We start from the raw sequence: 13,040 nt of genomic DNA on the forward strand, positions 1-13,040 counted from the left end.
ACCATTGGGTTGCTGAATTAGAGATCGGCGCCTGTACATTTATCTTATAATTTGGAGTTGTATCATGTCTCTAAGTGTTGAATCTAAAGCGCAGATCGTTGCTGATTACGGTCGTGACGCGAATGACAGTGGTTCTACCGAAGTTCAGGTTGCTTTGTTGACTGCACAGATTAACCATCTGCAGGGTCACTTCTCTGAGCACAAAAAAGACCACCACAGCCGTCGCGGTCTGCTGCGTATGGTTTCTCAGCGTCGTAAGCTGCTGGATTACCTGAAGCGTAAAGACGTTGCACGTTACACCAGCCTGATCGAGCGTCTGGGTCTGCGTCGCTAGTATCAGAGTTTGCCGGGTCGTTTCGGTGCATTCTGATGTACCGAAATGATGGGTTGGCAGATTCGTGCGAGATTCGCTAAAAAGGGGCCTTTATGGCCCCTTTTTTTAGGCGAGCGGCAGCATTTCAAGCCAAACTATTGTATTGTTGCTGGGTGTGATCTTCAGTTGCAGAGGTTCGCGCGGCTAATGAGAGGCTTTGTCCCATAAGGGATTAGGGTTGTCATTAGTCGCGAGGATGCAGATGAGGATTTAAAATTAACGGCAGGGTCAGTGCCTTGCCAGTACGTTAAGGACATAATTTTGCTGAACCCGATCGTAAAAAAATTCCAGTATGGTCAGCATACCGTCACCATTGAGACCGGTATGATGGCTCGCCAGGCAACGGCAGCCGTAATGGTAAGCATGGACGACACCGCTGTGTTCGTTACCGTTGTAGGCAAAAAGACCACTAAGCCAGGCCAGGACTTCTTCCCGCTGACCGTTAACTATCAGGAGCGTACTTACGCTGCTGGTCGTATTCCGGGTAGCTTCTTCCGTCGTGAAGGCCGTCCAAGCGAAGGTGAAACCCTCATCTCTCGTCTGATTGACCGTCCGGTTCGTCCGCTGTTCCCGGAAGGGTTCATCAACGAAGTCCAGATTATTGCCACCGTGGTCTCCGTAAACCCACAGGTTCACCCGGATATCGTGGCATTAATCGGTGCCTCTGCCGCACTGAGCCTGTCAGGTCTGCCTTTCAATGGTCCAATTGGTGCCGCTCGCGTGGGCTACCTTAACGATCAGTATGTGCTGAACCCAACCACCGATGAGCTGAAAGAAAGTAAGCTGGATCTGGTTGTTGCTGGAACTCAGGGCGCGGTTCTGATGGTTGAGTCTGAAGCTGAACTGCTGAGCGAAGATCAGATGCTGGGCGCAGTGGTGTTCGGCCACGAGCAGCAGCAGGTTGTGATCGACCAAATCAACGCGCTGGTTGCCGAAGCAGGTAAACCGCGTTGGGACTGGAAGCCAGAAGCTGTCAACGAATCATTACAGACCCGTATTGCTGCGCTGGCTGAATCCCGCCTGAGCGAAGCATACCAGATCACTGAAAAACAAGAGCGTTATGCTCAGGTTGGCGTGATCAAGTCTGAAACCACTGCAGCACTGCTGGCGGAAGACGCTAGCCTTGATGACAACGAAATCGGCGATCTCCTGCATGCGCTTGAGAAAAACGTGGTTCGTAGTCGTATCCTGAGCGGCGCTCCGCGTATCGATGGTCGCGAAAAAGACATGATCCGTGGTCTTGATGTACGCACTGGCGTTCTGCCACGTACTCATGGTTCTGCGCTGTTCACCCGTGGTGAAACTCAGGCACTGGTTACCGCAACGCTGGGTACCGCCCGTGATGCCCAGAACCTGGATGAGCTGATGGGTGAGAAGACCGACAGCTTCCTGTTCCACTACAACTTCCCTCCGTACTGCGTAGGTGAAACTGGCATGGTTGGGTCGCCTAAGCGTCGTGAGATTGGTCACGGTCGTCTGGCTAAGCGTGGCGTACTGGCAGTAATGCCTAAAGCTGACGCTTTCCCTTATACCGTGCGTGTCGTGTCAGAAATCACTGAATCAAACGGCTCCTCTTCAATGGCTTCCGTCTGTGGTGCTTCACTGGCACTGATGGACGCAGGTGTACCAATCAAAGCAGCCGTAGCCGGTATTGCGATGGGTCTGGTAAAAGAAGGCGAGAACTTTGTGGTTCTGTCTGACATCCTGGGTGACGAAGATCATCTGGGCGACATGGACTTCAAGGTAGCCGGTAGCCGTGAAGGTATCACCGCGCTGCAGATGGACATCAAAATTGAAGGTATCACCCGCGAAATTATGCAGGTGGCTCTGAACCAGGCTAAGGGTGCGCGTCTGCACATTCTGGGCGTGATGGAACAGGCTATCAGCACGCCGCGTGGCGATATCTCTCAGTTCGCACCACGTATTCACACGATCAAAATCAGCCCGGACAAGATCAAAGACGTGATCGGTAAAGGCGGTTCTGTGATTCGTGCGCTGACCGAAGAAACCGGCACCACCATCGAAATCGAAGATGATGGCACGGTGAAAATCGCAGCGACCGACGGTGAGAAAGCGAAATATGCTATCCGTCGTATCGAAGAGATCACTGCAGAAATCGAAGTGGGCCGTATCTACAACGGTAAGGTTACCCGCATCGTTGACTTCGGTGCCTTCGTTGCTATCGGTGGTGGCAAAGAAGGTCTGGTTCATATCTCTCAGATCGCTGATAAGCGTGTAGAGAAAGTGACCGACTATCTGCAGATGGGCCAGGAAGTGCCGGTGAAAGTTCTGGAAGTTGATCGCCAGGGCCGCGTACGTCTGAGCATCAAAGAAGCGACTGAGCAGGCTGCAGAGCCTGAAGCAGCCGTGACTCCAGCAGCGCCTGAAGCTCCTGAAGCAGAATAAAGTCAGACCCTTAAGCTCTCCCTGTGAACGGGGAGAGCAGTATCATCGCGAGGACAGGACGACACCTTGTGTACGGCAGGCGGATGAAAGGATATTCATCCCAATGTTTGTCTTTGGGAGTGGGAAATGAAGCCTTTTTTACGCTGGTGTTTCGTTGCGACAGCTTTAACGCTGGCAGGATGCAGCAACTCGGATTGGCGTAAGAACGAGGTTCTGGCTGTTCCGCTGCAGCCTACGCTGCAACAGGAAGTGATTCTGGCACGTATGGAACAAATTCTTGCCAGTCGATCCCTTAGCGATGATGAACGCGCACAGCTGTTATATGAGCGCGGAGTGTTGTATGATAGTTTAGGTTTGAGAGCACTTGCGCGAAATGACTTTTCATTAGCGTTATCTGTCAGGCCTGATATGCCTGAAGTATTCAATTACTTAGGCATATATCTAACGCAGGCAGGCAATTTTGATGCTGCCTATGAAGCGTTCGATTCTGTACTTGAGCTTGATCCAACTTACAATTATGCGCATTTAAACCGCGGTATCGCCTTATACTACGGCGGAAGGTATAAATTAGCGCAAGATGATCTGCTGGCGTTTTATCAAGACGATCCTAACGATCCTTTCCGCAGCTTGTGGCTCTATCTCGATGAAAGAGAGATGGACGCAGACAAGGCTAAAGTAGCGCTTCAACAGCGTTACGACAAAGCGGTCAGAGACCAATGGGGATGGAAAATTGTCGAGTTCTACCTGGGAAATATCAGTGAAAGTACACTGATGGACAGTCTCAAGGCAGACGCAACGGATAACACCTCGCTCGCTGAACATCTCAGTGAAACCAACTTCTATTTAGGTAAACATTACCTAAGTCTGGGGGAGAAGGACGACGCAGAAGCGTTGTTCAAGCTGACGGTCGCAAACAACGTTCACAACTTCGTTGAGCACCGATATGCATTGTTGGAGCTGGCCCTACTCGGCCAGACACAAGACGATTTATCAGAATCTGACCAGCAATAGCTGACGAACTACTATCGCCCTTTTTTCGAAATGTCATCATCTTAGCGGATGAGGGCTTTCTTGTTCGTCGAAACCACTAATTTGAGCCGGTTCACACTTTTTGATGAAAATGACTGAATGTTTTCACGACGAGTTATGTAGACTGGCCGCCGCAATCTAAGAGGCACGTGTACTACATGACTGATATTGAAACCACTTTTGCTGACCTTGGCCTGAACGCCGAACTCCTTGAATCTCTGAACGGTATGGGCTACGTGAAGCCTTCTCCAATCCAGGCTGAGTGCATTCCTCACTTGTTGGCAGGCCGTGATGTTCTGGGTATGGCACAGACCGGTAGCGGAAAAACTGCAGCGTTCTCGCTGCCACTGCTAAACAACATTGATAGCTCCCTGAAAGCACCTCAGATCCTGGTGCTGGCACCAACGCGTGAGTTGGCGGTTCAGGTGGGTGAAGCGATTACCGAATTCTCTAAACACATGAAAGGTCTGAACGTGGTTGCCCTTTACGGCGGCCAGCGTTATGACGTTCAGCTGCGCGCTTTGCGCCAGGGTCCACAAGTTGTTGTGGGCACCCCTGGTCGCCTGCTGGATCACCTGAAGCGTGGCACGTTAGATCTGTCTAACCTGCGCGGCCTGGTGCTGGACGAAGCCGATGAAATGCTGCGTATGGGCTTCATCGAAGACGTTGAAACTATCATGGCTCAGATCCCAGACAATCATCAGACTGCTCTGTTCTCTGCAACCATGCCAGAAGCGATTCGTCGTATTACTAAGCGCTTTATGAAAGATCCGCAGGAAGTGCGTATCCAGTCAAGCATGACCACTCGCCCTGATATTTCTCAGAGCTACTGGACAGCTTTCGGTCGTAAGACTGATGCACTGACTCGCTTCCTGGAAGCTGAAGATTTTGATGCTGCTATCATCTTCGTGCGTACTAAAAACGCCACGCTGGAAGTTGCTGAAGCGCTGGAGCGTAGCGGTTACAACAGTGCTGCCCTGAACGGTGACATGAACCAGGCCCTGCGTGAGCAGACTCTGGAACGCCTGAAAGATGGTCGTCTGGACATCCTGATTGCGACCGACGTTGCGGCCCGTGGCCTGGACGTTGAGCGTATCAGCCTGGTGGTAAACTTCGACATCCCTATGGATGCAGAATCTTACGTTCACCGTATCGGCCGTACCGGTCGTGCGGGTCGTGCTGGCCGTGCGCTGCTGTTCGTTGAGAACCGTGAGCGTCGTCTGCTGCGCAACATTGAACGCACCATGAAGCTGACCATTCCAGAAGTTGAACTGCCTAACGCAGAACTGCTGGGTGAGCGTCGTCTGGCTAAGTTCGCCGCTAAAGTTCAGCAGCAGCTGGAAAGCAGCGATCTGGAACAGTACCGCGCACTGCTGAGCAAAATGCAGCCTGCAGAAGATGAGCTGGATATCGAAACGCTGGCCGCTGCTCTGCTGAAAATGGCTCAGGGTGAACGTCCTCTGATCGTGCCTGCCGATGCACCTCAGCGTCCTCGTCGTGAGTTCAAAGAGCGTGATGATCGTCGTGGTGACCGTCCAGAGCGTGGTCCTCGTGAAAACCGTGAAGGTGGCGAGCGTCCAGCCCGTCGCGAACGTCGTGACGTTGGCGATATGGAAGTTTACCGCATTGAAGTTGGCCGCGATGACGGCGTTGAAGTTCGTCACATCGTTGGTGCTATCGCTAACGAAGGCGACATCAGCAGCCGTTACATCGGTAACATCAAACTGTTCGGTACTCACTCAACTATCGAGCTGCCGAAAGGCATGCCGGGTGACATCCTCCAGCACTTCACTCGTACGCGTATTCTGAACAAACCAATGAATATGCAGCTGATTGGCGATGCAGTGCCACACAGCAAAGAGCGTACTGGTGGCGGTGAGCGTCGTGGTCCAGCTCCAGCCCGTGGCGGCTTCGGCGCTGGCAACCGTGAAGGCGGTCGTAGCGATCGTCCTGAAGGTGGTCGTCGCTTCAGCAATGACCGTAACGGTCCAGCTGCTGGTGGTGAGCGTCGTGGCGGCGGTTTCAGCCGTGACGGTGGCAACCGCGGTCCTCGTACCGAAGGTGGCAACGCACCCACTCGTCGTCGTGATGCATAATCACTGACTGACCCATAAAAAAACCAGCCTTCGGGCTGGTTTTTTTTTGCCTGCAACTCGCGGACGCTGCATCAGCGATAAGGGCAGCGAAATCCTGCCCTACAGCGTGCGGATTACAGCGCGTTATGCGCTTCCATAGCCAGTTCAAACGAGCGCAAACGCGCCTGCTGATTGTGTATCTGACCATTCACCATGATTTCGTCAGCCTGCGTTTCACGCATCAGTGAAGCCAGTCCCTGACGGACTTTATCCACATCGCCGACAATCGACATACTCAGCGCCTGTTGCACACCGTACTGCTCTGAAGGTGACCACAGGTTATCCATATTCTCAACCGGCGCAGGCAGCGGGCCTGGCTTACCACGGCGAAGATTGATGAACTGCTGCTGCATCGAGGTGAACATATAGCGGGCATCCCGTTCGCTATCTGCAGCCACCACATTCACGCACACCATCGCATGCGGCTTCTCAAGACGCGCCGATGGCTTAAAGTTTTCACGATAAATATGCAGGGCCTGGAACAACATGTCCGGCGCAAAATGCGACGCAAAGGCAAAGGGGATGCCTAGCTGGGCGGAAAGCTGCGCGCTATATAAGCTGGAACCGAGCAGCCAGACCGGAATTTTCAGCCCCAGCCCTGGCACCGGCTGTACGGCCGGTTGTACGCCTGGTTCAGCATCAAACCAGGCAATCATCTCGGCGACATCTGACGGGAAGTTGTCGACATGGCCGCCCATATGACGGCGAAGTGCCATCATTGTGCGCTGATCCGAACCCGGCGCGCGGCCCAGTCCCAGATCGATACGGCCAGGATAAAGCGATTCGAGGGTACCGAACTGCTCGGCAATCACCAGCGGTGAATGGTTTGGCAACATTACGCCGCCTGAGCCCAGACGCAGCGTGGTGGTATTGGCGGCCAGATAGCCAATCAACACCGACGTCGCCGCACTGGCAATGCCGGTCATGTTGTGGTGTTCAGCCAGCCAGTAACGGTTATAACCTGACTTTTCCGCTTGCTGTGCGAGAGCCAGTGAAGAATGAAACGCATCGCGCGCGGTTGCGCCTTGCGGGATCGGCGCCAGATCGAGAACCGAAAGTGGGACATTTTTCTTATCAGACATAGGTGCTCACTTATTCGAAGGGCGTAAGCCAATACAAATATCTATCCTGGACGATTTCTTCTCAAAAGGATTGGCAGTTTGCAGCACTTTTTAGCAGTGCAAGGCCGCGATTAAAGCCCCGTCAATCCACTGGCTCGCGCTCAGGACAGGCTATTCTGACCAGTATCCTCCATCGCTACCCATATTGAACAGCCTTTATTGGTAGTGCGATGATGGGGTTTTACGCCCGCCGCGTTAGCTGACCAATTCCAGCCCGGCCACTTTCCACCAGTAGCCATTGCACTGCTGGCGGGATATCAATGTCAGAGGCTGTTTTCCGGTTTCGTTATTGCGGAACGCTTCAAGCATCGGCAGGGTATCGCTGCCTTCCGGTGACAGCCGCACAATGTCAACCAGGCCCTGCATCGAAATCAGCTCATTGCCAAGGTTATAGCAGTAGCCGCTCATGGTCTGGATGCCGTTAAGCACAAATACCTGCTGATCTTCCTGCGAGCGCAAAGCTCTGCCCCGTGGATACTCAATACAGCATGTCTGACAATCATCTTTCCCGCGGTTTTCCGCTCTGGCCGTAAAACAGCGCGCGGAATAAGCCAGCGGCAAATGGCCGTAGCTCAGCACCTCAACCTCAAACTGATTCCTGATCCCCAGCGCCTCACACTGAGTGAGTAAATTGACCAGCCATTCACGGGAAAGCTCAACCGGCATGCACCAGCGCATCATGCCCATTTTATGCAGCAGTCGTAGGGTCACGGCGTTATAACAGTTGAGCGCATGTCCGGCGACGAACGGCAAACCGGCCTCTGAAGCCATATTCACCGTGCCTATATCGTTAGCTTCGATCAGAAATTCGCCGTTATCAACGTACCTTTTCAGCTCGGTCAGTTCAGAGGGGGATTGCAGTAATGCCAGCGTACTGAGCACCACCTGTTTTCCGCTGCCCGCCAGGTCTTTGGCCATCCCCAGCCAGTCGGCGTGCTTCGTTGCCCGACGCTTGCTGCAAACGGCTTCACCCAGGTAAATAACGTCAGCCGAGCTGGCAGCAGCTGCCTGATAAAATGCCTGCAACGTCTCTGTTGGCCAGTACCAGAGAACCGGGCCTATTGCGTATTTCATGGTGATCCTTACTGCCATTCACGGTGATAGGCACCGAGCGTGGTTTGAGTGCCTTCGCTAAGCGAACTTAATGCGGTCATCCAACTTTGTTGTGCGCTGAAATTCTCCGGATCAGCCTTGCAGCGATCGATGGCGTGTCGCCAGATACGCGCGATTTGCGCCACATAGGCCGGACTTCTCTGGCGTCCCTCAATTTTCACGGAGGCGATATTTGCCGACAAAAGGGTGGGAAGCAGCTCGAGAGTATTCAGGCTGGTCGGTTCCTCCATGGCGTGATACGGCACATCGCCTACCTTATAACGGCCCTTACACAGCGTCGGATAACCGGCATTTTGACCGGCGTCGTAACGATCGATCAGCACTTCATTTAAGCGTGACTCAAGCCCGGCTGCGGTTTGCTGCCAACGGACATATTTCGCCGGTGAGCAGGCACCCACGGTATTCGGCGATTCGCCCGTCAGGTAGGAGGAGAGGTAACAGCGACCTTCAGCCATGATGCACAGGCTGCCAAAGGCAAAGACTTCAAGCGGAACGGTCGTCGCGCGCGCCAGCTGGCGAACCTGATGAATGGACAGCACGCGCGGAAGCACCACCCGTGAAACCGCAAAGTTGCGTTGATAGAACCTAATCGCCTCAGCGTTAGTGGCGGATGCCTGTACCGAAACATGGCGCTCAATCTGCGGATAGCGCTCGGCGGCGTATTCCAGCATGGCGATATCAGCGAGGATCAGCGCATCGACGCCGGCTTCTGCAGCCATATCCACCGCCCGTTCCCAGCGCTGGTAGCCGTCAGGATGGGCAAAAGTATTGATCGCCACATGCAGTTTACGTCTATGCTGATGAACGTAGCGGGACGCTTCCTGCAGACGCTTTTCGGTAAAATTGAGCCCGGCAAAATGGCGCGCGTTGGTGTCATCTTTCAGGCCGATATATACGGCATCAGCACCATTCTCTATCGCTGCCTTCAGGGCAGGTAAGTTACCTGCAGGACATAGCAATTCCATATCAAAACATTCCGGATAAACAGAAGAGGCGTTGAGTTTAGTCAGCATGAAGCGGACAATTTTTGATTTAAGGCAGCTAATGGCGTATTGATGGGAAGAGATTTGCCGACAAATTCCTCAAAGTTCGCTCACTTTGTTGATCCAACTGCCTGATGCGTTTTGTCGATATGGCAAAATAGTCGAAACTTACTCAAAAGGAGTCACGATGGTGTTGAACCCATTTCGCGCTCAATTGGTTCGAAAAGGCCCGCAAATGCTGCGGATCCCGCTGCAGTTTGCACCGTTCATGATCAAGAAGCAGATGCTGCAGCAGATCCTGAACTGGCAATTTCACCATGCTTTGGCCGAAGGTGAGTTAAACTTTCTGCAGGGGCGTTGGTTAGGGATTGAGATCCGTGACCTCGGGCTGAGCTGGGCAACGACTGTTGAACAGGGAAAATTACGGATAGCCGATCGGGTTGAAGCGGACGTCTGGTTTCGCGGCGACGCTAACGATTTGCTACTGGTAGCCGCTCGCAGGTTGGATCCCGACACGCTGTTTTTCCAGCGCCGTTTGGTAATTGAAGGGGATACAGAACTGGGGCTTGAAGTGAAAAATCTGATGGATGCGATTGAGCTTGAATTCATGCCGGCGCCGTTGCGCTTTGGTCTTATGCAACTGGCTGATCTGGTTGAGGCTGGACTGACTGAGGACGCGAATTCCCCAGCGGATCGCGCGGGTGCACCATGTTGATTCGTAGTGAAATAGGAATGGATGCGGCCAGCATAGACAGTTTGTTGCGCCGTTGCTTTGAAACCTCCGCAGAAGCTGAACTGGTTCAGCAACTGCGTGAAGATGGTTTACTCACCCTGGGCGTGGTCGCCACGGATGAGGAAGGCCAGGTACTGGGCTATGCGGCATTCAGTCCGGTAACCTTGAATGGCGAAGATAATCAGTGGGTCGGCCTTGCGCCGCTGGCCGTAGATGCCGATTTTCGCGGGCAGGAACTGGGCAAAAAGCTGATTTACGAAGGTCTGGATACGCTGAATGAGTTTGGCTATGCCGCGGTGGTCGTGCTCGGCGATCCGGCCTACTACGAACGATACGGTTTTGAACCGGCGGCCAGGCATCAGCTTCGTTGCCGCACGCTGGGCGCGGAGGCCGCTTTTCAGGTCTACAAGCTGGCTGATAATGCGTTTACCGGGGCCGGAGGGCATATTGACTATTCAGCGCCCTTTAACCGTTTTTAAGCCCCTCCAGCCAGGCGCTTAATGAGACAGGCTGGTGCTCTACCAGCCTGATCTTCTCCAGCCGCTTCAACTGTTTCACCTGATATTCCAGCCTGGAGGCAGAAGAACGATCCCCGGCCTCACAGTGAAACAGCAGCTCCAGCGGGCCTTTCCCGCGTAATGCTTTCGCTCCTTTCCCCGCCTGATGCTGTAAGAAGCGTCTGGCCACATCATTAGTGATCCCGGTATACAGCATGCCGCTGGCGGTGCGCAGGATATACAGGCGCCATGGCGTACTCTGACATTCGCTCATTATTTCAGTCATCACGATTCCTCTGCCCGCAGCATAGCAAAACCCACGGCGAATGTGGCAAAGTAGCGTTTTTCAGGGAGGCCTCATGTCAGCAAGCGAAAACCTTAGCGCGATTAGCCGCTATCTTAAAAAACAACATGTGCTGTCTCTTTGCAGCGGCAATCCAGTGTGGTGTGCCAACTGCTTTTACGTCTATGACGCCGAAAAGGTCGCCTTCTGGTTGATGACGGAAACTGACACCCGTCACGGTGCGCAAATCGCCCAGGATCCGCTGGTGGCCGGCACCATCAATGGACAGCCTAAATCAGTGCTGCTGATAAAAGGGGTGCAATATTCCGGCAAGATAGCTTTGCTGCAAGGTGAAGAAGAGCTGCATGCCCGCAAAGCCTACATCAAGCGTTTCCCGATCGCGGCAAAAGTCTCCGCACCGTTATGGCAGATAACGCTGGAGGAATTGAAGATGACCGATAATGCGTTGGGATTTGGCAAAAAGTTGAGTTGGATAAGAGGATAACAGGCCGGGTGTAATACCCGGCCTGAGGCCTGTCAGGCCGTTTCGAGCAGACGCAGGGACTCACGGTTAAACGCGGGTAAATCCTCAGGGGTACGACTACTGACCAGCGTGTCGTTATCGACGACCACTTCTTTATCGTAGAAATCGGCACCGGCATTTTTCAAATCAATCGCAATGGCCTTCACGGAGGTCATTTTACGCCCGCGTACCGCATCGGCGCTGATTAGCAGCTGTGGGCCATGGCAGATGGCAAATACCGGTCTGCCTAGCGCCACAAACTGTCTGGTGAAGTCAACGAAGCGGTCATCGCCTCTCAGGCTGTCCGGTGAATGGCCGCCGGGTAACAGCAGCGCATCGAACTCGCCTGGCTTAACGTCGTCGATAGACTTATCGATCTTCACTTCCGCTTTGCCTTGCTTGCCCTTGACGGTCACGCCGGCTTTTTTCTCGATGGTGATAACCTGATGGCCAGCCTGGGTAAAAGCGTCAGCAGGAGAAGTAAATTCTGAGTCTTCAAATTCATCGGTTATGAGTACCGCTATCTTCTTGCTCATGTTTTCCTCCGGTGATTAAAATCATTAACACCCTTGAGTGTGGTTCATTATGCTGATAAATCAAGTCGTGAGGGGGGGATTGCGCTGAGTTAAACCGGTTAAGGTAGAGTGTCATGCCGATGAGTTGGTCATGCCGACTGAGCAGGCGAAAATTCAAAACGGAACCCCGATCAAATTGTGGATAATGAATTCTGAGTACTATGCGCTGTCGGGCGTAGCCCGCAGCGATCCGGAGTCTTCGCCATGTCCCATATAACCTCGTCACGCCTTGCTCTTCCTGTGTTTGCCAGGTGGAAACCGCTGCTGTTTTTGGCTGTGGTGGTCATCGGGCTGTGGGTCGTCAAGTGGCAGCCCTATTACCTGAAAGCTTTCCTCGCCGCGGATACGCACAGCATCGGTAAATCCCTGTTGGCCAACCCCAGCGAGCATCCTGTTCAGGCCGCCTGGGACTACGCGCAGGTCTATTTTCTTGCGGTATGGAAAGCCGCCGTGCTGGGGGTGATCCTCGGCTCTCTGGTACAGGTGTTGATCCCCCGAAACTGGTTATTACGCACGTTGGGACAGCCCCGTTTTACTGGCACGCTGTTTGGTACGTTGCTTTCCCTGCCTGGCATGATGTGTACCTGCTGTGCCGCGCCGGTTGCTGCAGGGTTGCGGAAATCTTCAGCCTCAGTAGGGGGAACGCTGGCGTTCTGGTTGGGAAATCCGATCCTGAATCCGGCCACGCTGGTGTTTATGGGATTTGTGCTGGGCTGGCAATTTGCGGCCATCCGGCTGGTGGCCGGGGTGTTAATGGTGCTGGGTATTGCGCTGCTGGTGCAAAAAATGACGCCCGATACGCAAACTTCAAACGTGGTTCCGCTGGTGCCTAAAATCGATCACACGCCGTTTTTGCGACGCTGGTTTCGCGCGCTGTGGACGCTGTTCTGGAATACCATTCCGCTGTATATCCTGGCGGTGCTCCTGCTCGGCGCGGCGCGAGTCTGGCTGTTCCCTCATGCGGAGGGCCTGGTCAGCAATACGCTGTTCTGGGTGGTGGCGATGGCGATTGCTGGGTGCCTGTTTGTGATCCCAACGGCGGCAGAAATCCCGATTGTTCAGGCTATGATGCTGGCGGGCATGGGGATGGCACCGGCGCTGGCGCTGTTGATGACCTTGCCAGCGGTAAGCGTGCCGTCGCTGCTGATGCTGCATGGCGCGCTGCCGGCCCGTTCGTTGTGGTTTACCGGCGCATTGGTGGCATTAAGCGGGATAATTGTTGGCGGATTGAGTCTGTTACTGCTTTAGCGTGATTCAGGCAAGTAGATG

At 53.7% G+C, this 13,040-nt stretch carries 14 protein-coding genes; 9 read left to right on the forward strand and 5 right to left on the reverse strand.

What is annotated here, in order from left to right; genetic code table 11:
* Positions 1-64 precede the first annotated feature (64 nt).
* From rpsO to AC1UKS_RS02800, 5 genes are all read left to right on the forward strand, one after another.
* Positions 65-334 (forward strand): 30S ribosomal protein S15, encoded by a 270-nt coding sequence (gene rpsO, locus AC1UKS_RS02780; RefSeq protein ID WP_013204013.1) that lies wholly within the window; start codon positions 65-67, stop codon positions 332-334.
* Between the two features lie 300 nt (positions 335-634).
* Positions 635-2,779, forward strand: a complete 2,145-nt coding sequence (pnp, locus tag AC1UKS_RS02785; protein ID WP_013204012.1) for a polyribonucleotide nucleotidyltransferase — start codon at positions 635-637, stop codon at positions 2,777-2,779.
* 126 nt (positions 2,780-2,905) lie between these two features.
* The gene (gene nlpI, locus AC1UKS_RS02790; RefSeq protein WP_013204011.1) at positions 2,906-3,790 is read left to right on the forward strand and encodes a lipoprotein NlpI; all 885 of its coding nucleotides are present in this window, start codon (positions 2,906-2,908) and stop codon (positions 3,788-3,790) included.
* A 109-nt stretch (positions 3,791-3,899) separates the two neighbouring features.
* Complete coding sequence (yrbN, locus tag AC1UKS_RS02795; RefSeq protein WP_482436870.1) at positions 3,900-3,950, forward strand: protein YrbN; 51 nt, start codon at positions 3,900-3,902, stop codon at positions 3,948-3,950.
* A 16-nt stretch (positions 3,951-3,966) separates the two neighbouring features.
* Positions 3,967-5,904: a DEAD/DEAH family ATP-dependent RNA helicase gene (locus AC1UKS_RS02800; protein WP_053145034.1), complete on the forward strand. Its 1,938-nt coding sequence runs from the start codon at positions 3,967-3,969 to the stop codon at positions 5,902-5,904.
* Positions 5,905-6,017: 113 nt separating this feature from the next.
* Here the strand turns inward: AC1UKS_RS02800 and AC1UKS_RS02805 are convergent, their stop codons facing one another.
* The 3 genes from AC1UKS_RS02805 to ubiU all read right to left on the reverse strand — a co-directional run bounded on the left by AC1UKS_RS02805 (position 6,018) and on the right by ubiU (position 9,142).
* Positions 6,018-7,025 (reverse strand): luciferase-like monooxygenase, encoded by a 1,008-nt coding sequence (locus AC1UKS_RS02805; protein WP_482435625.1) that lies wholly within the window; start codon positions 7,023-7,025, stop codon positions 6,018-6,020.
* A gap of 234 nt (positions 7,026-7,259) precedes the next feature.
* Positions 7,260-8,138, reverse strand: coding sequence for a U32 family peptidase (locus AC1UKS_RS02810; RefSeq protein ID WP_482435626.1), 879 nt, complete (start codon positions 8,136-8,138; stop codon positions 7,260-7,262).
* Positions 8,139-8,146: 8 nt separating this feature from the next.
* On the reverse strand, positions 8,147-9,142 hold the full coding sequence (ubiU, locus tag AC1UKS_RS02815; RefSeq protein ID WP_482435627.1) for a ubiquinone anaerobic biosynthesis protein UbiU: 996 nt from the start codon (positions 9,140-9,142) through the stop codon (positions 8,147-8,149).
* Between the two features lie 205 nt (positions 9,143-9,347).
* On the opposite strand from ubiU, the gene ubiT reads away from it, so the two are divergent.
* Positions 9,348-9,875 (forward strand): ubiquinone anaerobic biosynthesis accessory factor UbiT, encoded by a 528-nt coding sequence (gene ubiT / locus AC1UKS_RS02820; protein ID WP_482435628.1) that lies wholly within the window; start codon positions 9,348-9,350, stop codon positions 9,873-9,875.
* The gene (locus tag AC1UKS_RS02825; RefSeq protein ID WP_482435629.1) at positions 9,869-10,372 is read left to right on the forward strand and encodes a GNAT family N-acetyltransferase; all 504 of its coding nucleotides are present in this window, start codon (positions 9,869-9,871) and stop codon (positions 10,370-10,372) included. Before ubiT ends, AC1UKS_RS02825 begins: the two co-directional genes overlap by 7 nt.
* Here the strand turns inward: AC1UKS_RS02825 and AC1UKS_RS02830 are convergent.
* Positions 10,359-10,676, reverse strand: coding sequence for a GIY-YIG nuclease family protein (locus AC1UKS_RS02830; protein ID WP_265909744.1), 318 nt, complete (start codon positions 10,674-10,676; stop codon positions 10,359-10,361). The genes AC1UKS_RS02825 and AC1UKS_RS02830 overlap by 14 nt on opposite strands.
* A 73-nt stretch (positions 10,677-10,749) precedes the next feature.
* Here AC1UKS_RS02830 and AC1UKS_RS02835 point away from each other — a divergent pair, with 73 nt between their 5' ends.
* The gene (locus tag AC1UKS_RS02835) at positions 10,750-11,178 is read left to right on the forward strand and encodes a YhbP family protein (protein ID WP_482435630.1); all 429 of its coding nucleotides are present in this window, start codon (positions 10,750-10,752) and stop codon (positions 11,176-11,178) included.
* A 32-nt stretch (positions 11,179-11,210) separates the two neighbouring features.
* On the opposite strand, the gene AC1UKS_RS02840 is transcribed toward AC1UKS_RS02835, so the two are convergent.
* Positions 11,211-11,732 carry a type 1 glutamine amidotransferase domain-containing protein gene (locus tag AC1UKS_RS02840; protein WP_482435631.1) on the reverse strand — a complete coding sequence of 174 codons (522 nt, stop codon included), beginning with the start codon at positions 11,730-11,732 and terminating at the stop codon, positions 11,211-11,213.
* A 243-nt stretch (positions 11,733-11,975) separates the two neighbouring features.
* On the opposite strand from AC1UKS_RS02840, the gene AC1UKS_RS02845 reads away from it, so the two are divergent.
* Positions 11,976-13,019: a permease gene (locus AC1UKS_RS02845; RefSeq protein WP_482435632.1), complete on the forward strand. Its 1,044-nt coding sequence runs from the start codon at positions 11,976-11,978 to the stop codon at positions 13,017-13,019.
* The last annotated feature ends 21 nt before the right edge of the window (positions 13,020-13,040 follow it).

The organism is Erwinia sp. AK-PDG3-5, assembly GCF_056821705.1.

Excerpts from the sequence above, each read along its gene's own strand:
- ubiT (WP_482435628.1), top strand. The coding sequence starts at position 9,348 with ATGGTGTTGAACCCATTTCGCGCTCAATTGGTTCGAAAAGGCCCGCAA.
- AC1UKS_RS02805 (WP_482435625.1), bottom strand. The coding sequence starts at position 7,025 with ATGTCTGATAAGAAAAATGTCCCACTTTCGGTTCTCGATCTGGCGCCG.
- AC1UKS_RS02840 (WP_482435631.1), bottom strand. The coding sequence starts at position 11,732 with ATGAGCAAGAAGATAGCGGTACTCATAACCGATGAATTTGAAGACTCA.
- AC1UKS_RS02845 (WP_482435632.1), top strand. The coding sequence starts at position 11,976 with ATGTCCCATATAACCTCGTCACGCCTTGCTCTTCCTGTGTTTGCCAGG.
- AC1UKS_RS02830 (WP_265909744.1), bottom strand. The coding sequence starts at position 10,676 with ATGACTGAAATAATGAGCGAATGTCAGAGTACGCCATGGCGCCTGTAT.
- rpsO (WP_013204013.1), top strand. The coding sequence starts at position 65 with ATGTCTCTAAGTGTTGAATCTAAAGCGCAGATCGTTGCTGATTACGGT.
- ubiU (WP_482435627.1), bottom strand. The coding sequence starts at position 9,142 with ATGGAATTGCTATGTCCTGCAGGTAACTTACCTGCCCTGAAGGCAGCG.
- nlpI (WP_013204011.1), top strand. The coding sequence starts at position 2,906 with ATGAAGCCTTTTTTACGCTGGTGTTTCGTTGCGACAGCTTTAACGCTG.
- AC1UKS_RS02835 (WP_482435630.1), top strand. The coding sequence starts at position 10,750 with ATGTCAGCAAGCGAAAACCTTAGCGCGATTAGCCGCTATCTTAAAAAA.
- AC1UKS_RS02810 (WP_482435626.1), bottom strand. The coding sequence starts at position 8,138 with ATGAAATACGCAATAGGCCCGGTTCTCTGGTACTGGCCAACAGAGACG.
- AC1UKS_RS02825 (WP_482435629.1), top strand. The coding sequence starts at position 9,869 with ATGTTGATTCGTAGTGAAATAGGAATGGATGCGGCCAGCATAGACAGT.
- AC1UKS_RS02800 (WP_053145034.1), top strand. The coding sequence starts at position 3,967 with ATGACTGATATTGAAACCACTTTTGCTGACCTTGGCCTGAACGCCGAA.